At 42.9% G+C, this 24,232-nt stretch carries 17 protein-coding genes; 6 read left to right on the forward strand and 11 right to left on the reverse strand.

The features are described 5' to 3' along the window. Window positions 1-84 precede the first annotated feature (84 nt). A complete protein-coding gene (locus tag CRO04_RS07415; RefSeq protein ID WP_097003604.1) occupies window positions 85-1,941 on the reverse strand; it encodes an ATP-dependent nuclease in 1,857 nt (618 codons plus the stop codon). A gap of 128 nt (window positions 1,942-2,069) precedes the next feature. On the opposite strand from CRO04_RS07415, the gene CRO04_RS07420 reads away from it, so the two are divergent. The 3 genes from CRO04_RS07420 (at window position 2,070) to CRO04_RS07430 (ending at window position 6,218) form a co-directional block, all read left to right on the forward strand. Beyond that, on the forward strand, window positions 2,070-3,440 hold the full coding sequence (locus CRO04_RS07420) for a citrate transporter (RefSeq protein ID WP_097003605.1): 1,371 nt from the start codon (window positions 2,070-2,072) through the stop codon (window positions 3,438-3,440). 26 nt (window positions 3,441-3,466) lie between these two features. After that, on the forward strand, window positions 3,467-5,317 hold the full coding sequence (gene asnB / locus CRO04_RS07425) for an asparagine synthase (glutamine-hydrolyzing) (protein WP_097003606.1): 1,851 nt from the start codon (window positions 3,467-3,469) through the stop codon (window positions 5,315-5,317). A gap of 106 nt (window positions 5,318-5,423) precedes the next feature. Then, a complete protein-coding gene (locus CRO04_RS07430; protein WP_097003607.1) occupies window positions 5,424-6,218 on the forward strand; it encodes a MerR family transcriptional regulator in 795 nt (264 codons plus the stop codon). Window positions 6,219-6,244: 26 nt separating this feature from the next. Here CRO04_RS07430 and CRO04_RS07435 read toward each other — a convergent pair whose 3' ends face one another. From CRO04_RS07435 to CRO04_RS07455, 5 genes are all read right to left on the reverse strand, one after another. Further along, window positions 6,245-8,137, reverse strand: coding sequence for a sialate O-acetylesterase (locus CRO04_RS07435; protein ID WP_097003608.1), 1,893 nt, complete (start codon window positions 8,135-8,137; stop codon window positions 6,245-6,247). A 6-nt stretch (window positions 8,138-8,143) separates the two neighbouring features. Further along, window positions 8,144-9,019: a carbohydrate ABC transporter permease gene (locus CRO04_RS07440; RefSeq protein ID WP_097003609.1), complete on the reverse strand. Its 876-nt coding sequence runs from the start codon at window positions 9,017-9,019 to the stop codon at window positions 8,144-8,146. Between the two features lie 11 nt (window positions 9,020-9,030). Beyond that, window positions 9,031-9,852 (reverse strand): sugar ABC transporter permease, encoded by an 822-nt coding sequence (locus CRO04_RS07445; RefSeq protein ID WP_334293617.1) that lies wholly within the window; start codon window positions 9,850-9,852, stop codon window positions 9,031-9,033. A gap of 128 nt (window positions 9,853-9,980) precedes the next feature. Further along, entirely contained in the window at window positions 9,981-11,333 is a 1,353-nt protein-coding gene (locus CRO04_RS07450; RefSeq protein ID WP_097003611.1) for an ABC transporter substrate-binding protein, read from the reverse strand. A 58-nt stretch (window positions 11,334-11,391) separates the two neighbouring features. Next, a complete protein-coding gene (locus CRO04_RS07455) occupies window positions 11,392-13,353 on the reverse strand; it encodes a glycoside hydrolase family 20 zincin-like fold domain-containing protein (RefSeq protein ID WP_097003612.1) in 1,962 nt (653 codons plus the stop codon). Window positions 13,354-13,633: 280 nt separating this feature from the next. On the opposite strand from CRO04_RS07455, the gene CRO04_RS07460 reads away from it, so the two are divergent. Next, on the forward strand, window positions 13,634-14,437 hold the full coding sequence (locus tag CRO04_RS07460) for an AraC family transcriptional regulator (RefSeq protein WP_097003613.1): 804 nt from the start codon (window positions 13,634-13,636) through the stop codon (window positions 14,435-14,437). A 148-nt stretch (window positions 14,438-14,585) separates the two neighbouring features. Here CRO04_RS07460 and CRO04_RS07465 read toward each other — a convergent pair whose 3' ends face one another. The 3 genes from CRO04_RS07465 to CRO04_RS07475 form a co-directional block, all read right to left on the reverse strand. Beyond that, complete coding sequence (locus tag CRO04_RS07465) at window positions 14,586-16,010, reverse strand: hypothetical protein (RefSeq protein ID WP_097003614.1); 1,425 nt, start codon at window positions 16,008-16,010, stop codon at window positions 14,586-14,588. Window positions 16,011-16,218: 208 nt separating this feature from the next. Next, the gene (locus tag CRO04_RS07470; protein ID WP_097003615.1) at window positions 16,219-19,968 is read right to left on the reverse strand and encodes a phosphoribosylformylglycinamidine synthase; all 3,750 of its coding nucleotides are present in this window, start codon (window positions 19,966-19,968) and stop codon (window positions 16,219-16,221) included. A 174-nt stretch (window positions 19,969-20,142) separates the two neighbouring features. Next, complete coding sequence (locus tag CRO04_RS07475; RefSeq protein WP_097003616.1) at window positions 20,143-21,390, reverse strand: 6-phosphofructokinase; 1,248 nt, start codon at window positions 21,388-21,390, stop codon at window positions 20,143-20,145. A gap of 260 nt (window positions 21,391-21,650) precedes the next feature. Here CRO04_RS07475 and CRO04_RS07480 point away from each other — a divergent pair, with 260 nt between their 5' ends. After that, window positions 21,651-21,968 carry a hypothetical protein gene (locus CRO04_RS07480; protein WP_097003617.1) on the forward strand — a complete coding sequence of 106 codons (318 nt, stop codon included), beginning with the start codon at window positions 21,651-21,653 and terminating at the stop codon, window positions 21,966-21,968. Window positions 21,969-21,982: 14 nt separating this feature from the next. Here the strand turns inward: CRO04_RS07480 and CRO04_RS07485 are convergent, their stop codons facing one another. Next, window positions 21,983-22,609 carry a histidine phosphatase family protein gene (locus CRO04_RS07485; RefSeq protein WP_330400797.1) on the reverse strand — a complete coding sequence of 209 codons (627 nt, stop codon included), beginning with the start codon at window positions 22,607-22,609 and terminating at the stop codon, window positions 21,983-21,985. A gap of 15 nt (window positions 22,610-22,624) precedes the next feature. Further along, a complete protein-coding gene (locus CRO04_RS07490; RefSeq protein WP_097003619.1) occupies window positions 22,625-23,215 on the reverse strand; it encodes a sigma-70 domain-containing protein in 591 nt (196 codons plus the stop codon). A gap of 138 nt (window positions 23,216-23,353) precedes the next feature. Between CRO04_RS07490 and CRO04_RS07495 the strand changes: the two genes are divergently transcribed. Further along, window positions 23,354-24,229, forward strand: coding sequence for a LysR substrate-binding domain-containing protein (locus CRO04_RS07495; RefSeq protein ID WP_097003620.1), 876 nt, complete (start codon window positions 23,354-23,356; stop codon window positions 24,227-24,229). The last annotated feature ends 3 nt before the right edge of the window (window positions 24,230-24,232 follow it).

Raw genomic sequence — 24,232 nt, forward strand, 5'->3', positions numbered from 1 at the left:
AAATCTCATACTCTGATTATAATATAAGTGCCGTAAAAAAGCGTGCTTTTATTTGTCCAAGTAATAGCACTTTCTTGCCTTTTTTTATTTTTCCACTTTTCTGTTTTCAAAATATACAAAGCGGTCAATGGCATCCAGAATATCCTTAAACTCCTCTCTGGGGGCCAGATCAATATACTTTCTTAAAATTTCTGCTTCCTGTTTTCTATATGGTCCATAAAAAATATCAAACAGATTATGCCCCCGCATATATATTTTGAATTCCTCCATATGCTCCTTTAATTCTTCCGGGCTTTCCATGTTCTTTCCAACTGCCTCTAAAAACTGTTTTCCGCTCTTTAACCGGTGAAGATACTCGTTCCATTTTTCGAACAGTCTCTCATAAAAAGATTCCTCACTTTCCACAATTCCCAGCTGTTCCATGATCTTAGGATTAAAGAAATAGTTTTCAAACGAATAGTATTTTAAAATAAGTACATTTCTTCTGGTCACTTTGGGAAGCCTGTCGATTTCCTCCTTTCCTCTTTCCTCATAATACCGGCACAGTTCTCCCGCCAGTTCCTCCGGATCTCTCCCGTCTCCATCCCGGATCATCAAAAACTGATCCCGCAGATAGACCTGATTCATATACTTTAAATTGGCATAGGTCTTGATATTGGTACAGCTGTTAGTGGTAATTATGGAGATTCTTGATAAGTTTCCTTCCTTGTCATAAATTTCTGAATAATACTTCTCAAGCAGCAGGGGCAGTCTGCTCTTGTCCTGCTTTCCTTCCACAATAAATACAAAGCTGACTCCCAAAAGATCAATGGCTCCGTATCCCAGATCATCAAGAATTACATCAATATCCGTTTTCTCCTTGACCACCGAATATCCACCCCGGTCAAGAACCACCTGGCGGATCTGGCGGCTGGTAAAGTTAAACAGCATGTTGGGCGAATGGGTGGTAAATATCACCTGATTCTTTTTTGACAGACGGTAGAGAATTTCACTGGAAGTCTTCTGAAGCTGGGGATGAAGAAAAATCTCCGGATCCTCCACAATGATGATATTGGGAATTTTCTTCCCATCCTCTGTATATGCTTCCAGAAGGGACAACATGTATAAACTTCTCATACCATTGCTTAAATTGCTGATAGGACTTGTTTTTCCCCGTTCTTCGTGATAAGTCTCTGCCGTCACCCGAAACATCTGGTTCGGATCGCAGATCAGGGAAAAGCGGATTTCTTCATACCCACCGTTTTTTCTGTAGTTTTCATTGACTCTGGCAGCAAAATCATTCAGATTAAGCTGATACATCTTATATTCCAGAAGCTTGGCAGTCTCATAAACCGCAAGTTCCTCCGGTTTCTTCTGATTGATCAGTCCGATGCACTGGAAGCACTGGCTGCACTCTCTGGCGCTGTCAAACATACAGACGTGATCTCTTAACCGGGAAAGCTGGTCATCCTCCTGGAAAAGCAGCAGATCATTCTGGAACTGATTCAGTTCTCTCTGGGAATCAATATAGTACAGTCTTGGCATTACCTCTTTAATATACCGGTTGTTTTTATGGTGTCCGTCAAAGAACCGGATCTCGCCGTTCCAGCTTGCCTGATAGGTAAATGTCAGTTTCCCTTCCTGGTAAGACGGCAGCTTTGCCTTAAAATCGTGCAGCCAGGTTTCGAACCGTTTATACTGGCTGACAATTCCCTCACGGTGAAACAGTTCTAAATCCTCCTTCGTCATCGCCAGAGTCATAATAATCTCAATTTTCTGTTTCTTCTCATTAAAATCTTCTTTTGTCACATCGTAAGCACTGGCAGCAGCCCGTATGGCATCCAGGATTCCGGTTTTGCCTGTATTGTTCTTCCCTACCAGGATCAGGGCATTTTCAATGTCCGTGATCTCCATGTCCTCAATTGACTTAAAATTCTTAATATGAACTGAAATAATCTGCATAAGATTTCTCCTTTATAAAATTCAGTATAAAAGGCTGAACGGAAAAATTCAAGTTCCTCTTAAAAAATCACACTGCCCATTCCCTTCTCTCATACAATAGATTATATTATTTCCCAGGAGAGATTCCTATGATTGATACCAATCTGGTTCTTACGCCCATGCACTATCTCTATCTCATAGGCGTTCTTACAATTCTAACAGTTATGATAATACGGCGGGATACTCCGCTCGTCTGCATTGCCTTTCTGTTCCTGATTGGCTTTGTGGGACTTGGTTCTGTGACTGGCGGCATTATGACTATATTTAAAGCGATTGTGTTTGCAGCAAAGGAATTTATGGATATTATTGCAACCATTGCGCTAATTACTGCTCTGTCCAAATGCTTAAAGGATTTAGGCAGTGATTACATTATGATGATTCCTATGGCTAAGGTTATGAAATCGCCCGCCGCAGCCTGGTGGATTCTGGGCCTGTCCATGTTTGTCTTCTCCCTTTTTCTCTGGCCCTCTCCCTCCGTAGCTTTGATTGGCGCCATTGTGCTTCCATTTGCTCTGAAAGCCGGGCTGGACCCGCTGGCCGCCGCTATTGCAATGAATCTTTTCGGACACGGCTTTGCATTAAGCTATGATCTGGTAATCCAGGGTGCTCCCTCCATTTCCGCAGGAGCTGCAGCCATTTCCCCCTCGGATATATTAACAAAAGGACGCCCTCTTTTTCTTGTAATGGGCATTGTCACCACGGCTTCTGCATATCTGTTAAACAGGAAACAGATGAAAGACTGCTGCAGCCAGGTCCGGATACAGAATATAGAAGAACCTCAAAATTCAGAATTTGCATCCATCTTTATGGCAATTCTGACTCCCCTGTTTTTTGCTGCCGATATCATACTGATGCTTGTTTTCGAATTAAAGGGCGGCGATGCCACCAGTCTTGTTTCGGGAACTGCAGTTGTGATTATGTGCATTGGAGCATATTCTGGCTTTGGCATACATGCTCTGGAAAAGGTCACTATCTATGTAACGGATGGTTTTCTTTTCGCAATACGGATCTTTGCTCCCGTTATTATCATCGGGGCATTTTTCTTTTTAGGAGGAAACGGGATTTCTTCTATTTTAGGAGACCAGTTTCAAAGAGGAATTCTAAATGACTGGGCAATCTGGCTGGCTCAAAATTCACCGTTAAACAAATATATGGCGGCGATCCTTCAGATGGCCGCCGGCAGTCTGACAGGTCTTGACGGATCTGGATTTTCCGGACTTCCGCTTACAGGAGCGCTGGCCGGTACATTAGGCATAGCTGTGAAAGCTTCCGTACCCATTCTGGCATCTCTTGGGCAGATTACCGCCATTTATGTAGGCGGTGGAACCATTGTTCCCTGGGGACTGATACCTGTTGCAGCCATATGCAGCGTCAATCCTCTGGACCTTGCCAGAAAAAATATTCTGCCCGTTTTCCTGGGATTTGCCGCGACGTTTATTGTCGCCTGTTTTCTCTTATAACCGATTCACCCAAAGGAGGAATCAATATGTGTGGAATTTCCGGATTCTATAACCCAAACCGGGATTACTTAAAAGATGAACCCTATTACAGCCACATACTGGAGGATATGGCTGCCATTCAAAGGCATCGGGGGCCAGATGCTTCCGGAACCTGGCTGTTTAAACATGGAGGGCTGTCTCACGCCCGCTTATCTATCATTGACTTAACAAACGGAAGCCAGCCCATGAAAAAAACGGAGTCTGGGAAAACGTTCGGGATTGTATACAATGGTGAAATCTACAATACCAAAGAACTTCGCAATGACCTCATCAGCAAAGGCCGCTCTTTTTCCACTACCTGCGATACGGAAGTCATCCTTACCGGTTATATGGAGTATGGACCCGATTTTGTCAGGCAGCTAAACGGTATCTTTGCCTATGCCATACTGGACCCATACAGAGAATGCCTCTGCCTGTGCAGGGACCGCTCCGGTGTAAAACCTTTGTTTTATACCATTCAGGAAGAGGAAATTCTTTTCGCCTCTGAGCTGAAGGGGATTTTTGCTTACCCTGGATTTTGTCCTCTCCTGAATAAACAGGGGCTGAATGAAGTATTCTCCATCGGACCTGCCCGCACCCCTGGCTGCGGAGTTTTTAAAGACGTGAAGGAACTGCTTCCAGGACACATGCTCCTCTGCTCCCAGGATGGCTTTCACTTAAAATCCTACTGGAAGCTTGAAAGCCGTCCCCATGAGGACAGCTATGAGGAAACAGTTGAAAAAACAGCATTCTTAGTCACTGACTCCATCCGGAGGCAGATGGTTTCCGATGTCCCCATCTGTACCTTCCTGTCCGGAGGTGTGGATTCCAGTATTGTCTCTGCAGTCTGTGCCGCAGAGTTAAAAAAACAGGGCAGGCGGCTGAACACATTTTCCTTTGATTTTGTAAACAACGATAAGTATTTCAAGGCCAGTGCATTCCAGCCGTCACAGGACCGTCCTTACGTAGATCTGATGGTAAAGTATCTGGACTCCGACCATCACTATCTGGAGTGCGATAATCTGACTCAGGCTGACCGTCTCTACGATTCGGTCATGGCTCATGATCTTCCTGCCATGGGAGATATCGATTCCTCCATGCTGCATTTCTGTTCCATGGTGAAGCCTTATAATAAAGTAACCTTAACCGGCGAATGTGCAGATGAGATCTTCGGCGGCTATCCCTGGTTTCACAGGGAGGACTGTTTCAAAGCCCATTCGTTCCCCTGGACCATGGATTTACAGCCCCGCAAAGCATTGCTTAAGGATGAATTTTTACAATATCTGAACATGGATGAGTACGTAAGAGATACCTATGAAAAATCAGTTGCCGAGACCCCTGTATTATCGGAAGACAGTCCTACAGAAGCCAGAAGGCGGGAGATTTCCTATCTGAACCTGAGATGGTTTATGCAGACTCTTCTAAACCGCATGGACCGTGACAGCATGTATTCCGGACTGGAAGCCAGAGTTCCCTTTGCCGACCACCGGATTATTGAGTATGTGTGGAATGTGCCCTGGGACATGAAAACAAGAGACGGAGTCGTAAAGAGTCTTCTCCGGCAGGCAGGAAAAGGACTTCTTCCGGATGAGATTCTTTTCCGCAGAAAATCCCCTTATCCCAAGACCTACGATACCAATTATGAAGCGCTGCTGATCAACAGAGTCAGGGAAATGATGTCTGATGGCAATGCACCGGTCATGGAATTCCTGGATAAAAATAAATTGAACCATTTCCTTTCCCGGCCTTCGGATTACGGAAAACCATGGTACGGGCAGCTGATGGCAGGCCCCCAGATGCTTGCCTATCTTCTTCAGATTAATTACTGGCTTGAGATTTACTCCATAGGGATCGTATAAATTCTGTTATTTTTTCGTAAGCTTAGAAAGAAAACCGTAATGGAAAAAACAGATTAGATATGTTAGAATATGAGTGGCAACAACAAACTGAACGTGAGGAGTGAACATGAAAAAGTACAGTATTGGAGAAGTCTCCCTTCGGTTAGGTTTGAGCCGCGATACACTCCGGTTCTATGAAAAGAAAGGTATCATACAGCCAGACAAAGAGGATAATGGTTACCGAAGCTATACCTACGAAGACATCAGCAGACTGTTAGACATTATGTATTACCGCAGACTTCATTTCAGCCTGGAAGACATTGAGCGGTTTCTTTATAAAAGTTCCCTTCATTCAAGCCGCTCCATGATTCAGGAAAAGATTACAGAAGAAAAAGAACAACTGGAACTTCACCGGCAGTCACTGATGCATTTAAATCAATTGAAAACCATTTATGACAATGTGAAGCAAGGTCTTAACCGATACCAGACCGGCCCGATGCTCTCCCATTACAAGATCAACGACAGCGAAGAGATCAACGACCTGGGAATCCCTGACTTATGCGCTCCATTTCAGGAGTATGAGATAAAGGAGAAGCATGTGAAACGGAAGGAAGATTTTTTTCTTCTTTCAGAAGAAACAGCTTCTGCTATGCATATGAATTCTGATCTCAAAAAGTTCCCGATTCTTAAATGGGAGACTTGTGTTTACACCGTCATTGATTCCGATTCCGTGATTCCGGATGAAGATAAGATACTGGCGGCTGTTAACTGGGGTAAGAAACAGGGCTATACTTTGACGGGTACCGCTTACTGCGGTGCAGTCACAGGATATGCCCCTAAACCGAAGACAGAAGAAGAAACTGAAGAAGATTTTGACAGCACCATACATTATCTGGAGCTGTATCTTCCTGTTTCCACATAATTCCTGCAAAAAGTCCCGATCGGCAGTTACTTGCCGGATCGGGACTTTTTGCAGGAACACATTGTAATTTTAAATGGAGAAGCAGGCAGTCCTGCTTCGTTATACAAAAGACCCTTCTTTGGAGCATTGGACCAGCCGTACCGGATAATAACCGGCTGCTTTACCTGGCTGCTGTGTATCATAACCACATGATCCTTAATCTCTCCTGTTACGGGATAAAAGACTCCGTCTGACCCTGCGGCCTCAAACTCTTCTACCCCTGTTCCCTCATGGACTACCAGACCTTTTTTATCTGCTGTATCAAATATCAGCTTTACCCACTCCCCTGACACTTCAAAGTCAGACAGCCGGGGACCACTATAAACTACAGGCTCCCCAAATATCATGCCTCTTACAGCCAGGGACATGCGGTATGCAACTTCCTGTTTATTCAAAGGATGGAGATCATTGTCTTCTCCCACATCCAGATTTACCGTAACTGCAACATTTTCTAATCCGCCGGCTTTTCTCTGCGCTTCCCGGATCTTTGGCCAGGCATCGCTGCTGTTATCTAAATCAATGGAAAAATTGGGAAGCTGTGCGATTACAAACGGAAGATGTTCTTTCTCCCACTTCTTTCGCCAAAGCAGAATCATCTGCTTCAGCCGTTCCTCATAAGAATCCGGTCTTGCATCGTTGCTTTCTCCCTGGTACCACAAAACCCCTCTGATCTGATAACCAAAGCAGGGAGCCAGCATTCCATTATAAAGTCCGGTGGGCTTTTGGGACATTAGATCAACCAGGGGCGCAGGTTCGCACCTGACACTGCTCTGGTACTCCCATACACCGTCTAAATCAATGACTTCATCTTCTGCAAATAAAGCATACACCTTGCCAGGAGTAACTCTGCCTGCTCCATGTTCACAGACAAGACAGATGCGGATCTCATTCTCCCCTGCCTGTAACACGCCTTCTGGTATATCGTATTTCCGCGGAGGATACTGATACCCTGTTTCTCCCACCAGAACACCGTTTACATAGGTTCTGTCGCTGTCCACCATGGTTCCCAGCCAGAGTCTTGCTTTTTTCCCTTCCAGCCGTTCAGGAAGTACGATCTTTTTCTTAAACCAGATCACACCGTTAAAATCAGGAAGACCAAAATCCTCTAAGAAGGCGGGAAGCGTCACTTCCTTCCAGTTGCCATCGTTTAAGTCCATGCCTTTTTCTAAGTTTCTGATTCTGCTATACCAGTCCTCATGCGCCTTAATCTGATCATCCATTTTTTTGCGGAATTGTATTTCATTGCGGCATCGTTCCAGCTCTTCCTTCATATCCGGATACATGCCAATCTCTTCTTCGCCCATCCAGGCTTCCACACAGGATCCGCCAAGGCTTACATTAATAAGACCAATGGGAACCTTACGGTCCTTGCGCATAAATGTTCCAAAGAAATAAGAAAGGGCTGAAAATTCACCGATCGTCTCAGGTGCACATTCCTTCCAGCAGGCTTCCCTGTGGTCCTTTAGCGGAGTTTGAAATTCATAGTTTTCCTTTACTTTATACAGCCTGAGCTGAGGATCTTTGTGCTTTTCGAATTCTTTGGGATACCGGTCCTTAACACGGTTCATGGGCAGTTCCATATTGGACTGCCCACTGCAGAGGAATACCTCCCCCAGATAAACATCTGACAGCTGAATCCTCTCACCGGATTCACTGGATATCTCCATCTGATAGGGTCCCCCAGGTAAAAGCCTGGAAAAATAAGCCTCCCAGTTACCCTCATCATCTGCTCTGCAGGTAATCTCCTGGTTTAAAAGCCGTAAAGTTACCGTTTCCTGAGGAACAGCTGACCCCCAGACTCTTGTTTTCTCTCCTGTCTGCAGGACACAGCCAGAGCTGATCAGTTTCGGCAGTACTAGCTGTTTTACCTTGTTTTGCATATCTACCTACCCTTTCGCACCTGTGGACGTAACTCCCTCCACAAAGTATTTCTGAGCTGCAAAAAACAGGATCAGAGCAGGAAGCAGGGCAAGAAATGACATGGCAAGGATCTGGTTCCATTCAACAATACCGCTGCTTTGATCAATGGACATCTTAAGTGCCAGTGCAACCGGGTACTTGGATAAGGTGGTAACGTAAATAAGCGGTCCAAGAAAGTCGTTAAAGCTCCAGATAAACTGAAAAATGGTGCAGCTGACAATTGCCGGCTTTAAAGCAGGCAGAAGAATGCGGATCAGAATCTCAAAGGAATTACAGCCATCCACAGTTGCTGCCTCATCAAGGTAAGTGGGGATGGAACGGAGAAACTGAATGAGCATAAAAACAAAAAATGGCTCGTTGGCAAACACTGTAGGTGCAATCAACGGGATATAAGTATCTAACAGTCCCAGATTTTTCCAGAGAATATAAAGCGGGATTCTGGTTACAACTGCCGGCAGAAACATGGTTGCCATCAGTATAGAGAAGAAAAACTTCTTTAATGGAAACTGGAATCTGGCAAAGCCGTAAGCAACCAGAGTACTGGATATCAGGCAAAACAGGATCTTTGGAATTACATATTTAAAGGTATTTAGAAAAAATGTTGTAAATGTGAACTGGGTTCTTGTCTTCCAGCCTTCAATGTATGGTGTGAAATCAATTCTGTTGGGAATAAAACTAACAGTTGTAAAGATTTCATTATTCGTTTTAAAAGTCGCGCCTACCAGCCAGATAATCGGATAAATCATGATCAAAGCCACTGCGGTTAAAATCCCGTAGCGAATGACTGCACTGATTAAGTTCCGGCGGCGTCTGCGTTGTTCTAGCTTGCTTAACCGGTTCATATGTCCCCTCCTTAGTTGCCTTCATCGGAATAAAATACCCACCGGTTCTGTGTGGCAAAGAGAACCGCTGTTACGGCCATGATAATGATAAATAAAACCCAGCTGGCCGCACTGGCATATCCCATATTGAAATACTTAAATGCATTGTCATAGATATACATAGAAGTCAGATAAGTTGCATTTAGCGGACCTCTTCCAGTGACCAGATAGGGACCGTTGAATTCCTGAAAGGCATTTACCATCTGCATAACCAGGTTAAAGAAAATGGTTGGTGTGATCAGCGGAATGGTAATCCGGAAAAAGGAATAGAACCTGGTGGAACCGTCCACACTTGCCGCCTCATACAGTTCCTGGGGAACATCCTTTAAGGCAGCCAGAAAGATCAGCATGGAGGACCCGAACTGCCAGACCTTTAAAAAGACGATAACAGCCATTGCTCCGTTAACAGATGAGAACCAGGGGATTGGAGCAGCTCCGAACAACCCGATAAAACGGTTGATGAAACCCTCCTGCTGAAATAAAAAACGCCAGAGTACGGCTACTGCCACATTTCCTCCTAACAGGGACGGAATATAATAGGCGGTGCGGTAAAAATTAATACCTTTCAGCTTAAAATTTAAAATATAGGCAATAAATAAGGCAAAGGCCAACTGAAACGGTACGGTGAAAATTGTATACTTAACGGTAGCTGTCAGGGTTGATAAAAAATCAGCATCCTTAAACAGAGTTACGTAATTTTCAAATCCTATAAAATTGGGTTCCCTTACAAGGTTATAATCAGTAAAGCTGATAACAAGGGCATTCACAAAAGGATATAATGTTAAAACTAACATACCTGCCAGCCATGGAAGAATATATAACAATCCTATTTTACTGTGTTTCAAAAAGCTCCCTCCTTCGATTCAGTCACGCAGAAGAATCGTTCCTCTGCGTGACAATTAACCAGCAGTTTTTTCTGCTATTATTTGTATTGCTGTACCAGCTTGGCATTCTCTTCGCTGATGGCATCAAAAATTGCTTTTGCTGCTTCATCTGCTGTGCTCTGACCGAATTCAAACTTCTCGTAATTTTTTTCGTATGCATTGGTGAATGTGGCGTTTTCAAAAATCGGAGAATTGTTGATAACTTTCGCATTCTCAGTAAAGTCATAAGCGTCCTTTACAACACCGGTAATCTGGCCGTCTGCTTCTAAGGATGCTTTTGCTGCCTTTGATGCAACCATTCCTCTGGTGGATCCCATTAATTTGGTTCCCTCCGGATCATTTAAGATGTACTGTAAAAATTCTGCTGCTGCCTTTGGATTTTTGGAATCTTTTGAAATCGCGAAGGTCAGAGAAGGTTTTGCCATAGTTCCCTCAAATTTAGCACCTTCAATTACGGGAAGAGGAGCAATTGCCAGCTCATCGCCTTTATCGGATAAGGTTTTTGCATTGGAAGCAATTCCACCGGTCCATTCCAGGACACCTGCATAACCACCGTTAATAAATTTAGCATTCTGGGCAATACTTACAGGCTCATTGCCTACATTCTCAATATAATCCTTTCTGGAGCAGAATACATGGGCATCTGCCAGGTCCTTATACCACAACAGCGCTTCTTTATAATCTTCCTGTGTATAGTTCATACTTAAATCATCGGCAAACTCTCCCTTACCGGTCTTTTGCTGCAGATAGTAAATAGCTGCAAAGCGGAAGGTTGGGCTGACGATTAAATAAGAGTTGGGATCTGCTTTTGTAAAGGCCTCTGCTGCCTTCTTATACTCGTCAAAAGTTTTAGGAAGTTCCTTAATTCCAGCTCTTTCAAATGCCGACTTATTCAGATAAACTCCCAGCGTATTCTGTCCGTATGGGATTACCTGCATCTTGCCTTTTCTCTCGCCGAATTTTAAGAACTCCGGATCATACTGGCTGAAATCAAAGGTATCATTTACCTGATCCAGATCATAAAAGCCAGCTCCATCCGGGCTGTACTGAAGAAGCCATGGATAGTTAACCGTCATGATATCGGCTGCAGTTCCTCCTGCGTAACGGGTAGCAAACGTCTCTTCCAGATTACCAAATCCAGAGGGCTCTCCTGTTACTTTAATTTTCCCTTCATGAGCTGTGTTAAAAGCATCAATTGCTTTTTGTGTTGCCTGATGACGGTCATCATTTCCCCACCAGGAAAAAGTTAATTCTGCAACACCACCGGTATCTTTACCTGCTGTATCCCCTTTAACCGGCTCTGCGGTCTTGCTGCCGCTGCATCCTGCTGCAAGCAGACTGACTGCAAGCGCTGCTGCACACACCATACCTGTTTTTTTCCTTAAACCCATTTCTAAACTCCTCCTTCACTTGATTAAATTATTTATCATGAATAAACTATGATAACAGCTAATCGTAGATCGTTCTTCCTGCTTCATCCGGAATACCTGATTTACGATAAAAATACGTATTCACCTGATCCCGCCATTCGATGGCGTGCTTCAGCTGCAGATTAAGACGCTCCTTTACATTCTGGTAGCTGTCCTCATCCAGATCTTCCTTAATGCTCTCCCACAAAGCCTGGTATTCTTTCACCTTTTCCACTCCACTGAAATGAGTGTCATAAATATGCTGAATCACCGATTTGCCGGAATGCAGCTTATGGGTATATGGTACGTGGTGGAAGAACAGTAAAAGCTCATCCGGGCAGGAAGCAATATCTTCGTACTCTTCAAATCTCACGGGTGAATACTGCTTTGTATAACCCGTTCCGGTAGCAGCGGTCCGGTCTCTTCCAAGCCCGTCTCTGTCCGCATAGTGATAAGTACCCCAGCAGTCATATTCATATCCATCAATATCACACCCGTAATGCAGTCCAGGCTTGCACATAAATCCCACAGCAAGGGGGCAGGTGTAATCCTCATAAGTATCTCTGGAAGACAGGAGAATCGACAATGCTTTTTTCTTTGCATCTTTGGTCAGTTCGAAGCTTAAATCCAGCCATTCTTCTGCAATTTCCCCAGACGTTAAATTATTGTCCCATGCCAGACGTCCATATCCATACCAGTTGGCCTGTGCCATCTTATTTCCTGTCCAGTTCCTGTCCATTCCCACATTACCCACGGCACTGAGTCCCGAAAGTTTCTGATTAGGGGAATAATCCCTGATCGCCTTTTTTACCAGACCAGACGCTCCATGTCCGGTGTCAAAATCCATGGTTTCCTTCCACATGGGAACCAAATAACAGATATCGATCTGATGCCCGGTGTATTCCTGGGTGATCTGAAACTCAAGAATCTGATTTGTCTTCTTTAAAGATCCAAGCAGCGGAGAAACAGGTTCCCGGATCTGAAAATCAATGGGTCCGTTTTTAATCTGTAATATTACATTTTCATCAAATCCTCCATCCAGATCCTTAAACAGATCATAGGCAGCCCTGGCACGGTCAAGACTCCGGTCTCTCCAGTCCTGGGTACAGTCATAGACAAAGCATCTCCAGACAATGACTCCTCCATATGGCAGGACCGCTTTGGCCAGCATATTCGCCCCATCTCCATGACTTCTTCCATATGTAAATGGTCCGGGCTCATGCTCAGAATCGGCTTTTACAACAAAACCTCCGAAATCCGGAATAATTTTGTAGATCTCTTTAACAGTCTGTTTCCACCAGGAAGCCACTTCCGGACACAGAGGATCTGCAGTGGAAAGCTTCCCGACTGAAATTGGCGCTGCAAAATCAATTGCAAGGAAAATCTTAATGCCATATGCAGTGAAGATATCCCCTATTTTTTTAATTTCCTTCAGGGAATCTGCAGTGATGAAAAACCGTTCATACTCGTGGACATTGACGTTATTAATAGAAACCGCATTAATGCCCACTGACGCAAGCAGTCTTGCATATTGACGGATCAGATCCATATCGCCCCGAAACTCATTATGATCGAAAAATATGGAACTTCCGGCGTATCCCCGTTCAATCGTTCCGTCAAAGTTATCCCAATGGTTGATCATCCGGTAATTCTGATCCGGTATACTGACATAAGGGAAGTTTCCCTTCTTGCACATTAACAGACGATGCAGACCGAACATTCCGTATAGGAGACCTTTTTGCGTGCTGCCTTTGATCTCATATCCCGATTCTTTTTTGTCTATGGAATACCCTTCTTCTCCAAGGCTGCTTTCTTCTGTTAGTATTAATACAACAGAGGCATCCTTCTTTTGCGAACGTGAGATTCCAAGAAATAAAAGGGGCATCTCTTGTTCAATGGTCAGGGCTGTCACTGCGTCATTCTTATCTTCCATAAACCAGGTTACAATTTCATTACTATTTACCGGCTTGAGCAACCAGCATAAATCTCTTTTTTCAAACATTCCTATTCCTTCCCGTACTCAGTCCGACTTTATAATTTGATCTTACTCTGTAAAACAATACAAACAAAGCTTCGTCTGACAGAAGTATCATAGCAAATTGCACAAAGTAATAGAATGGATTGATTTAAGATTTTTGTAATTATTAAAGATTATTTTTTATGCATTCGATCTTGTACTGTTGGTATTCTTGCCATATAATAGAATTAAGCACTTTAAATCCCAATATCCCGAAAATTTCTTCTTGTATAAATTTAATAACCCCCAAAAAGGAGCGATCCAAATGACCGAAGAACTGGATTTTAACAATCTCATCCCTGAACTTCACTACTACATTCACAGGAAACCTACTCCCGGCTGGAAGATCGAGCCCTGTATTACAGCCTTTATTGATATCACCTATGTCATGCAGGGAAAAGCTGAATATACCATTAATGACCAGACCTATATTGTTAATAAAGGAGATTTAATCTGCATACCACAAAATAGCTACAGAGAAGCCACCAGTATTCCAGATGATCTGATTGAGTGCTACGCCACCAACTTTCTTCTCCGCAACAAAACCGGTCAGAATGTATCGCTGCCACTGCCTGTTATTAGCCATATCGGCACTAACCCCCAGCTCATTGCACTTTTTAATGATATGCACAGTGAATGGCTGCAGCAGAATTTTGGTTATATGCTGAAAGTAAGGGGGTTTCTGTGTTTAATCCTGCATCTGATTTTAGACCAGCTCTTAAACAAAACGAATAACGCGCAGGATGACCCCCGCATCAAAAACAGCATCCGCTATATGAGTGCCCATTACTGGGAGAATTTAACAACAGAAGAAATGGCCAGAAGGTTCCATCTCCATCCAGCTTATTACGGCAATTTATTTCAGAAATCCACTGGTATGACTTTTAAACAGTACCTCATTTCCATCCGGCTAAATTACGCGGAAAACCTCTTAAAAAGCGGGGAATACAGTGTGGGAGAAGTGGCGCTGCAATGCGGTTTTTCTGACATATTTTATTTCAGCAAGCTGTTTAAGGCAAAGAAAGGTATTCCTCCCTCTGCCTGTTTTCATGAATTGAAAAAATTATAAAAAATCAGCCGGAACTGCGGCACTACACTGCAGGCTGGCTGATTTTTCAATTCTATTCAGACACTCCTGTTTTCTTTCCAAAGCCATTGTTCTGTTCTTTAAACACTCTTCACGAACTCTTATAAATGTGTAAGCCCAAATTCTCCATTTAACTATTTGACAATTGCAAATCTACCATACTCTGTTTTACAGTATTATATAATTCAATTTTTCTCTTATTAAATAAAGTTTTATGTATTTTTCTTATTTGTTTCATGATTAATTTTATCTGTACTAAATTTTCTTTTTTTAGAATCATAGCATCATATTCTTCGATAGTTCCATACATCATATCATTTTTAGTGATTTCATTATCTAAATTCACTTTAATATCATTAAGCAAACTATAAACTATACCTAAATATGTAGCATTTGTTTTTTTATAATCTTTATTTGTAAAATCTATTCTATTCATAAAGTTATTTAACTGTTTGATAATATTTCCTTGTTTAAACTTTATTAATGTATTAATTTTATCTAATTCTCTGGTATATCTTCTAACTTCAGCATTTGGTTTAAATGAAAATATCATGCCAATTATTGGCATTGCTATTGCCAATCCAATTATTATCATATTCCAAACCAGAATACTATTTTTAATTGATTTTATTATCAATTCATCATATCTGGAATCTCTTTGAGGTATACTCGGGAGATCATATTTATCGCTTACCAGAACTACTTTATCAGTAATTAGAGCTTGTAAATTATCTTCCAATCCATATACTAAATTTGTATCCAAATTAGAATACAAATACATATTTCCATTTTCAATACAATATGTCAAATTATTCTTTACTGCTCTTGTAATAAAGCAATCTCCAATAAAAATGATAAATAAAACAAATAGAGTTATAATAACTGCTCCCTGTATTACAATCCTCTTTTCCTTCTGTTCTTTTTTTATCATTAATTTAATTGGCATTCTTTTATTGTTTTTACTATTAATGTCTATCTCATCTACATAATAATACTTTACATAAAAAAGGCAAAAACTATTTAAAACTAAAAATATAATAATTGGTGGTACTGCATTCAATTTTAAAATATAAAAATAATAGATCAAATAATAAACTGTATAAACAGCCATTACCCCTATACTCGCAGCTATATAGGAATAACCTCTAACTTCATTTTTTGATCTTTCCCAATCTTTTTTTAGCATAAGCTTCAGATATTCTAATAAAGTATTTTTATTATTTTCAAACTCGATTTCTGTTTTTGTCTCTCTTAATATATTTATTTTATCCCATATGTGCCCGTCTCTTACATAATCCATTCTGTTATATTTCCCATAAGGATTAATATTTACTTCTAATTGAATCAGATAATTATTTATACTTTTATTACCTTTTCCAGCATATTTAACGCTCTCAATTCCAATAATAATTTCTCTGATTTTATCTCTCCATTTTCTTCTTTCATCAGTTATATAATTCAAAGTATTGGATTTTCTATTTGTAATCCAAGTAAATAAAAAAGTGATAACTGCACCAAATGCAGAAGAGCCTATAACAGCAATAATTGTATTCATACTCTAATCCCCCAAAAATTTATTACAACTTTTATTTTACAACTCTATCTCCTATTACTCAACAGAATTTTCCATAGATTGATTTATTTCCATAAATAAATGTTTCGTTAAGTGATAATGCTTACTTTCTAAGATCTCTTCCATAATAAAAGACCTCATACAAAATTAAATTTGCACAAGGTCTTAAAATTAAGGACATCTGTTACATTTATTTAAAATAATCCACACCCGATTCAAATACCTTCATATCCTGTTCCCCATAAATATTCATGGCAACACCGTCTCCCCGCCGCTCGGAATGTGCCATCTTACCTAGTATTCTTCCGTCAGGGCTTGTAATACCTTCAATTGCCATATAAGAACCGTTTGGATTCCATTCCTCATCCATGGTGGGGCAGCCGGCAGCATCTACATACTGGGTTGCCACCTGTCCGTTTTGCATCAGTTTCCTCAGCCATTCCTCATTAGCAACAAACCGTCCCTCACCATGAGATGCAGGATTGCAGTATACGCCGCCTAATTGTGCGCCGGAAAGCCATGGCGATTTATTGGAAACCACTTTTGTATATACCATTTTGGATATATGGCGTCCAATGGTATTCATGGCAAGAGTTGGGGAATCCTCCTTCTGTTTTGTTACTGCACCTTCCGGTACCAGCCCCAGCTTAATCAGTGCCTGGAAACCGTTGCAGATGCCTAACATCAGACCGTCTCTTTCCTCCATAAGCTTTGTTATCTCTTCCTTTATGGCAGCATTTCTGAATACTGCTGCAAAGAACTTGGCAGAGCCATCCGGCTCATCACCAGCTGAGAATCCTCCCGGGAACATGACAATCTGGGATTTGCTTATGTCTGTCTTGAAGCACTCAATGGATTCCCGGATATCCTCTGCAGTTAAGTTCTTAAACACACGGGTAACCACGTTTGCACCAGCCTTTTCAAAGGCTCTGGTGCTGTCGTATTCACAGTTGGTTCCCGGAAATACCGGAATGAATACAGTTGGTTTTGCAACCTTGTTCTTGCAGACATAGAGCTTTGATGTCTCATATGTTTTCTCAGCTGCCGCTTCCCCTCTTGCACCTGAATTGGTGGGAAATACCTCCTCCAGAGTCTTTGTCCATGCGTGAATTGCCTCATCTACGGAGATTTTCACATTCGCATATTCAAACAATCCATTGTCTGTCACTGCACCGATTACGGTATGGGGAATCAAAAGCTCTGCTGCCATACCATCAGGAATCTCACACACAAGATTTCCCCAGCCTGCTTCAAAGAGCTGTTCCGGCTTCACCATCTCATCAAGTTTAACTCCCAGCTTATTACCAAAGGCCATCTTGCTCACTGCTTCACAAATACCATTTGCTTCTACTGCATAGGCTGAGATCACACGATGCGCCTTGATATCTTCAAATAATTTTCCGTAGATGTCCATCACCTGTTCATAAACCGGAAGATCATATTCATCCTTCTTAATTGTAACCAGAACAATCCGGCTTCCCGGCTGTTTTAACTCAGGAGTAATGATATGCTGATAGCTTGCTGTATCCACTGCGAAGGAAACAAGGGTAGGCGGAACATCCACATCCTGGAATGTTCCTGACATGCTGTCCTTTCCTCCAATGGAAGGCAGACCAAAGCCCATCTGGGCATGGTAAGCTCCTAACAGTGCTGCAAAAGGCTGGCTCCAGCGTGCAGGGTCCTCCGACATGCGGCGGAAATATTCCTGGAACGTAAAACGGATCTTTCTGTAATCGCCGCCTGCTGCAGCGATCTTTGCTACCGATGACAACACTGCATAGATTGCACCGTGATAAGGACTCCAGCTTGATAAATAAGGATCAAATCCGTAGCTCATCATGGTAACCGTATCCGTGGTGCCTTTCTCTAAAGGAAGTTTGGCGACCATGGACTGGGTCTCTGTCAGCTGATATTTTCCTCCATAGGGCATAAAGACACTTCCTGCACCGATGGAACCGTCAAACATCTCCACCAGCCCCTTCTGGGAGCATACATTTAAACCGGATAGCATATTCAGCCAGGTGTTCTTTACATCTGCAACTTCCTTCTTCTTAAAGGCACTGCCCTCCTTTGACGGAACCTCCACAATAACAGAGGCCTCCTGATGAGCTCCGTTGGTATCCAGGAATTCACGGCTGATATCAACAATGGTCTTTCCTCTCCAGCTCATAACAAGTCTTGGTTCTTCCGTTACCACTGCCACTGCAACCGCCTCTAAGTTCTCCTCTGCTGCATAGGAAAGGAACTGGTCCACCTCTTTCGGATCAATGACCACTGCCATACGCTCCTGGGACTCGGAAATTGCGATTTCTGTACCGTCAAGTCCTGCATATTTTTTCGGAACCTTGTCCAGGTCGATTTTAAGTCCCTCAGCCAGCTCTCCGATTGCTACGGAAACACCGCCTGCGCCGAAGTCATTGCACTTTTTAATGATACGGCTGACTTCTGCCCTGCGGAATAATCTCTGGATTTTTCGTTCTGTAGGGGCGTTTCCTTTCTGAACCTCTGCACCGCAGGTTTCTATGGAATCTTCCGTGTGGACCTTGGAAGACCCGGTAGCTCCACCGCAGCCGTCACGTCCGGTTCTTCCGCCCAGCAGGATAATAATATCTCCCGGATCAGAAGTTTCCCGGATTACATTCTTCCTGGGCGCTGCACCCATAACTGCTCCGATTTCCATTCTTTTCGCTACGTAGCTGGGGTGATAGATTTCTTTAACATAGCCGGTTGCAAGACCGATCTGATTTCCGTAAGAGCTGTACCCCCTGGCTGCTCCTGTCACGATCTTTCTCTGAGGCAGTTTTCCCTTTAAAGTCTCCTTTAAAGGTCTGGTGGGATCAGCAGCACCGGTCACACGCATGGCCTGATAAACGTAGGTACGTCCGGAAAGCGGGTCTCTGATAGCGCCGCCAAGACAGGTTGCTGCACCTCCGAAAGGCTCTATTTCTGTAGGATGGTTGTGGGTTTCATTTTTGAAATTTACAAGCCACTCTTCTTCTTTTCCGTCAATTACTACAGGAACTACAATACTGCAGGCATTGATTTCATCAGACACTTCCAGATCTTCAAGTTTTCCTTCCAGACGCAGCTTCTTCATGGCCATCAGAGCCAGATCCATGAGGCAGACAAACTTTCCGCTCTTTCCTTTCAATACTTCCTCCCTGTCAGAGAGATAGCGGCTGTATGTGTCCTCCATAGGCTTTTTATAGTCCCCGTCTGTAAATTCCACTTCCTTTAACTCGGTCTGGAAGGTGGTATGACGGCAATGATCCGACCAGTAAGTATCCAGCACACGAATCTCTGTCATGGTCGGATCTCTGTGTTCTTCAGCCCTGTAATAGTTCTGAATGTGAAGGAAATCCTGAAATGTCATGGCAAGATTTAATGAATCATAGAGTTCCTTCAGCTGATTCTTTTCCAGCTTCTGAAACCCGTCAAAAACAATCACATCCTCCGGTATATCAAATACGGTTACTAGCGTCTGGGGTTTCGTCTCTTCTGCCTGCCTGGAATCCACCGGATTAATACAAAAGGACTTCACTTCCTCTTCCTGAGCGTTAGTGAGCGTACCTGATATGACATAAGTAACTGCAGACTTAATCACCGGTTCTTCATCTTCCTTGAGAATCTTAACACACTGCTGGGCAGAATCTGCTCTCTGGTCAAACTGTCCCGGAAGATATTCCACGGTGAAGATGGTGTCCCCGTCTTTTACCGGAACTTCTTCCTCATAAACCAGATCAACGGGAGGTTCTGAAAAAACGGTAGTAAGTGCCAGCTGATAGGTCTCCTCTGATAAATTTTCCACATCATACCGGATCAGTACCCGTACATCAGTCACTGTATTGATACCCAGATAATTGGCGATCTCCTCTTTCAGTTCACCTGCTTTTACGGCATAGGCTGCTTTTTTCTCAACGTACACTCTTCTTACACTCATAATTTCCTCCTTGTAAAGAATCCTTATGATCCATCAGGTCAGACTTCCCTGTTATTATCGTACAAATATCATACCACAAAACATATCAATTAGATAAATTAATATATCTTATGTCATTAATCACTTTTATTAATAAAACGGTGCCGAACTTAAATCCGTTCCGGCACCGTTTCCTTATTCATTCCTATGATCCTGGCAATACAGATGTCTTGGCAGACCATCTGCCATGATAGGGGTAAGTTCCGCCTGAATCAGAGGGCGGATATAGCTTAAAAATGCTTCTGTTACATAATCTCCCTCTTCATTGATCCACTCTCTGGGAACCTTTTTCTCGATATTTGCGATCTTATGGACATCATAAATATCTGTTACGCAGATATAGGGGTCATCCGATATCCGTTTTAAAATCACCATCTTTCCGGTTTCTCCTTCAAACGCTGCCTTCACAGCTGCTCCGCCAACCTGATAAGCCTCTGTAATATCCACCCTGGAAACCATATGAGAAGCACATCTTTGGAGAGAACTGAATTCAATGGCTCTTGTCTTACAACCGGTATCCCTTGCGATACGGCCGGCAAGGAATCTGGCAGCTCCGGTAAGCTGACGGTGCCCGAATGCATCCACATAATCCACATTATCCGTCAATTCACAGACATACCTGCCGTCCTCTACCCGGATTCCTTCAGAAATAGCAACCACCACGGATTTCTTCCGTTCATGAAGCTTCGCCACCTTTTTCATAAAATCTTCTATATTGAACGGAATCTCCGGAAGGAAGATCATATCCGGTCCTTCACAGTCCTCACACTTTGCCAGTGCTGCCGCACCGGTAAGCCAGCCTGCGTTCCGTCCCATAATCTCAATCATAGTCACACTCTGCTGGTCGTAAACAAGACCATCCCGGATTACTTCCTTTGTGATGGAACCGATATATTTTGCAGCACTTCCATATCCAGGTGTATGATCAGTTGCAGCCAGATCATTGTCAATGGTTTTGGGAACTCCCATAAAGCGTATCCTGCTGCCATTTAATATAGAATAATCGGACAGCTTCTTTATAGTATCCATGGAATCATTCCCACCGATATAGAAGAAATATTCAATCTCCATGTCATCAAGGATTTTAAATATCTTCTTATAAATCTCCTGATCCTCCTGGATTTCCGGCAGTTTATACCTGCAGGAGCCAAGATACGAGGAAGGTGTCCGTTTTAACAGTTCAATGTCCAGATCACTTTTTATGTGACCGGATAAGTCCACCACCCGATTCTCCAGCAGCCCCTGAATTCCATGAAGCATTCCGTATACGATGTTCGCTCCTCTGTCCTTAGCCGTTTTGTATACGCCCACCAGGCTTGAGTTAATTACTGCGGTTGGTCCTCCCGACTGGCCTACGATTACATTTCCCCTGATTTCCTTCATATTGACAGCTTCCTCCCTGATGCCTTTTTGTAAGTACTTACAATTTTCTGTTAATGTTATCATAATATAGAGAGATCAGAAAATCAACCCTAGATAAATGATTCACAATTTTTCATTGTCTTACAATAGAAACAGTATCTGTCCGAATTACAAATCGACAAATTTCGACAATTCTAATCGTATTTTTTAATACTGCTTGAAAAAAAACGGATTTTACAATATAGTAGTAAAGGATTTTTTTATGAAGGAGCGTTAATTGAATGGAACTCGATCAGCAATTAAAAGATTTAACCCAGAAATACTTATTTGAAAGCACGGAGTATCAGACCGATAAGCAGTCTCCCAATCTGGAAGTCTGCCTGCAGCTTAAGGAAAACCACATTGATACTTTTATTCAAAAGGCCGGACAGCTGAATTCCATTGTGGAATCCTGCGCCAATATGGTAAGCATATTTGATAATTCCGCCTCAAAAGAGATTATGCTTAAAACAACCATCCGCTGCAGCGGACGCGACAGGCTGTTTATCCGTACTACCCCTTCCATGTTGAAAATTCTGGTGGAAACATTATTTGATTAAAGATCAGGGAAAGCTTAAATAAGCTTCCCCTTTTTTATATGTGACGTATCATTGCGTTCCAGCACCGTGAAAATCTCAGTCAGCGGGCTGTAATGTACCGTAGTAATGCTGGCATTCTCTACAATGATGCTTTCCTCCTGAACATCCGGTCCAAGCATGACAGATACCAGCCAGGCAAGTATGCCCCCATGGGAAACCACTGCGATATCTTCCCTTCCTCCGGTTTGTTCCACAATTATATGCAATACTTCCATACAGCGTTTTATGATCTGGTCCTGACTTTCTCCCCCCGGAGGTGCAGCCTCCGAAGGATTTAACACCCAGTGTCTGTATTCTTTCGGGTATTTTTCCTCAATCTCTTCCCAGGTCAGTCCTTCCCACTTACCAAATTCCATTTCAATCAGCTGTGGCATGGGAATGATTTCAGCCTGCTGCCTGCTGCTTAGTGCCTCCGCTGTAGCAAGGGCCCTTTTTAATGTGCTGGAAAATATCTTTTTCACAGGTTTGGATTCCATGCCTTCTGCCAGCATCTGCGCCTGCATAAGTCCTGTTTCATTCAACGGGATATCATGGCTTCCCTGTATCCTTCCCTGTATGTTCCAGTCAGTCTGTCCATGGCGTATCAGATATATATTCATCATTCTTCTCCCGGTATCTTACACTTCGTAATCGTAATCTTCCTCTTCCAGTTCATCCATATTTGCAAGCGCTTCCAATTCCGAATTATCTGCATTTAGACTCACCGCATCCATTGCCATCTTCATGATTCCCTGTATTTCTTCCACGCTCATCTTCATCTTTTCCGCCAGTTCCTCTACAGTGGCCTCCCGTCCAAGCTCTGCCGCAAGAGTCTGAGAGATCTGGGTCAGAACATTGACTCTGGCCGCCAGTTCCTCGCCGGTCCGGTCTGCAAACTGTTCCTCTTCCACAGCCAGCTCCAGCGCTTTCTTTATTTTCTGACCGACATAACTGTCGAAACCATTCTCTCCTCCTGCTGCAGCATATTCATCCACTGCCAGGAAAAGCGCCATGTTGGCTTCCTGTACCAGATCAGTCAAAAGCACACCCTTTCCCTCAAATTCTTTGGCATACTCCAGTGCAATTCTTAAATTGCCTTCCACAAGTCTTTTTTTCGCTTCCTGGTTTCCTTTTTTTATCTCTTCAACCAGCTTATCCTGTTCTTCTCCTGTACAGGGAGTGATTTCTCCCATTTCTTCCAAATACATCTGGTAAAAATTATCATGCATCTTTTTCTTCACTCCTTTATTGAATGGCCTGATTCCTGTGCCCGTTACTATACCGCAGTCCAACAAATTTGTCAAATTCCTTTACAACTCAATCAATATTGTGATAAAATACACTTATATTTATAAGGAGGGCTAATGATGGATATTAATTATGAACTGTATAAAGTTTTTTATCATGTTGCCGCTACACTTAGTTTCTCGGAGGCCTCCAAGCAGCTCTTTATTTCCCAGTCTGCAGTCAGCCAGTCCGTAAAGGTACTGGAAAAGAAATTAGACCAGACTCTCTTTATCCGAAGCACCAAAAAGGTACAGCTTACCCCCGAAGGCGAGATTCTTCTAAAGCACATAGAACCAGCAATCAACCTGATACAAAAAGGAGAGAACCAGCTTCTGGAAGCCAATACCTTAAACGGAGGACAGCTGCGTATCGGCGCCAGTGATACCATCTGCCGCTACTATCTGGTTCCCTATTTAAACAAATTCCATAAAGCCTACCCCAATGTGCACATCAAGGTAACCAACCAGACCTCCATTGAATGCGCTCATTTACTGGAGAACGGCCAGGTGGATTTCATTATCACCAACTATCCCAACTCCGGTCTTTTAAGCTCCCAGAAGGTTCGGGTAATCAATGAATTTGCAGACGTATTTGTGGCAAACCAGGAATACTTTCCATTAAAGGGGGAGACTGTCAACCTTCAGAAGCTTCAGACCTACCCCATACTCATGCTGGACCGGAAAAGCACCACAAGTGAATTTCTCCATCATATGTTTCAGAAGGAACAGCTGGATCTGGTTCCTGAGATTGAACTAAGCAGCAACGATCTTTTAATTGATCTGGCCCGGATCGGACTTGGGATCGCTTTTGTACCTGATTTCTGCATTCCGTCTAATGACAAAGATTTATTCCAGGTCAGACTTACACACAAGCTGCCGACACGCCAGATGGTCGTGGCTTATAATGAAAATATACCCGTTTCTCAAGCTTCCAGACAATTTATGGACATGCTTTAATCA

Source organism: Lacrimispora amygdalina (assembly GCF_900205965.1).
Lineage (GTDB): Bacteria > Bacillota > Clostridia > Lachnospirales > Lachnospiraceae > Lacrimispora > Lacrimispora amygdalina_A.

Excerpts from the sequence above, each read along its gene's own strand:
- CRO04_RS07415 (WP_097003604.1), bottom strand. The coding sequence starts at position 1,941 with ATGCAGATTATTTCAGTTCATATTAAGAATTTTAAGTCAATTGAGGAC.
- CRO04_RS07420 (WP_097003605.1), top strand. The coding sequence starts at position 2,070 with ATGATTGATACCAATCTGGTTCTTACGCCCATGCACTATCTCTATCTC.
- asnB (WP_097003606.1), top strand. The coding sequence starts at position 3,467 with ATGTGTGGAATTTCCGGATTCTATAACCCAAACCGGGATTACTTAAAA.
- CRO04_RS07430 (WP_097003607.1), top strand. The coding sequence starts at position 5,424 with ATGAAAAAGTACAGTATTGGAGAAGTCTCCCTTCGGTTAGGTTTGAGC.
- CRO04_RS07435 (WP_097003608.1), bottom strand. The coding sequence starts at position 8,137 with ATGCAAAACAAGGTAAAACAGCTAGTACTGCCGAAACTGATCAGCTCT.
- CRO04_RS07440 (WP_097003609.1), bottom strand. The coding sequence starts at position 9,019 with ATGAACCGGTTAAGCAAGCTAGAACAACGCAGACGCCGCCGGAACTTA.
- CRO04_RS07445 (WP_334293617.1), bottom strand. The coding sequence starts at position 9,852 with ATGTTAGTTTTAACATTATATCCTTTTGTGAATGCCCTTGTTATCAGC.
- CRO04_RS07450 (WP_097003611.1), bottom strand. The coding sequence starts at position 11,333 with ATGGGTTTAAGGAAAAAAACAGGTATGGTGTGTGCAGCAGCGCTTGCA.
- CRO04_RS07455 (WP_097003612.1), bottom strand. The coding sequence starts at position 13,353 with ATGTTTGAAAAAAGAGATTTATGCTGGTTGCTCAAGCCGGTAAATAGT.
- CRO04_RS07460 (WP_097003613.1), top strand. The coding sequence starts at position 13,634 with ATGACCGAAGAACTGGATTTTAACAATCTCATCCCTGAACTTCACTAC.
- CRO04_RS07465 (WP_097003614.1), bottom strand. The coding sequence starts at position 16,010 with ATGAATACAATTATTGCTGTTATAGGCTCTTCTGCATTTGGTGCAGTT.
- CRO04_RS07470 (WP_097003615.1), bottom strand. The coding sequence starts at position 19,968 with ATGAGTGTAAGAAGAGTGTACGTTGAGAAAAAAGCAGCCTATGCCGTA.
- CRO04_RS07475 (WP_097003616.1), bottom strand. The coding sequence starts at position 21,390 with ATGAAGGAAATCAGGGGAAATGTAATCGTAGGCCAGTCGGGAGGACCA.
- CRO04_RS07480 (WP_097003617.1), top strand. The coding sequence starts at position 21,651 with ATGGAACTCGATCAGCAATTAAAAGATTTAACCCAGAAATACTTATTT.
- CRO04_RS07485 (WP_330400797.1), bottom strand. The coding sequence starts at position 22,609 with ATGATGAATATATATCTGATACGCCATGGACAGACTGACTGGAACATA.
- CRO04_RS07490 (WP_097003619.1), bottom strand. The coding sequence starts at position 23,215 with ATGCATGATAATTTTTACCAGATGTATTTGGAAGAAATGGGAGAAATC.
- CRO04_RS07495 (WP_097003620.1), top strand. The coding sequence starts at position 23,354 with ATGGATATTAATTATGAACTGTATAAAGTTTTTTATCATGTTGCCGCT.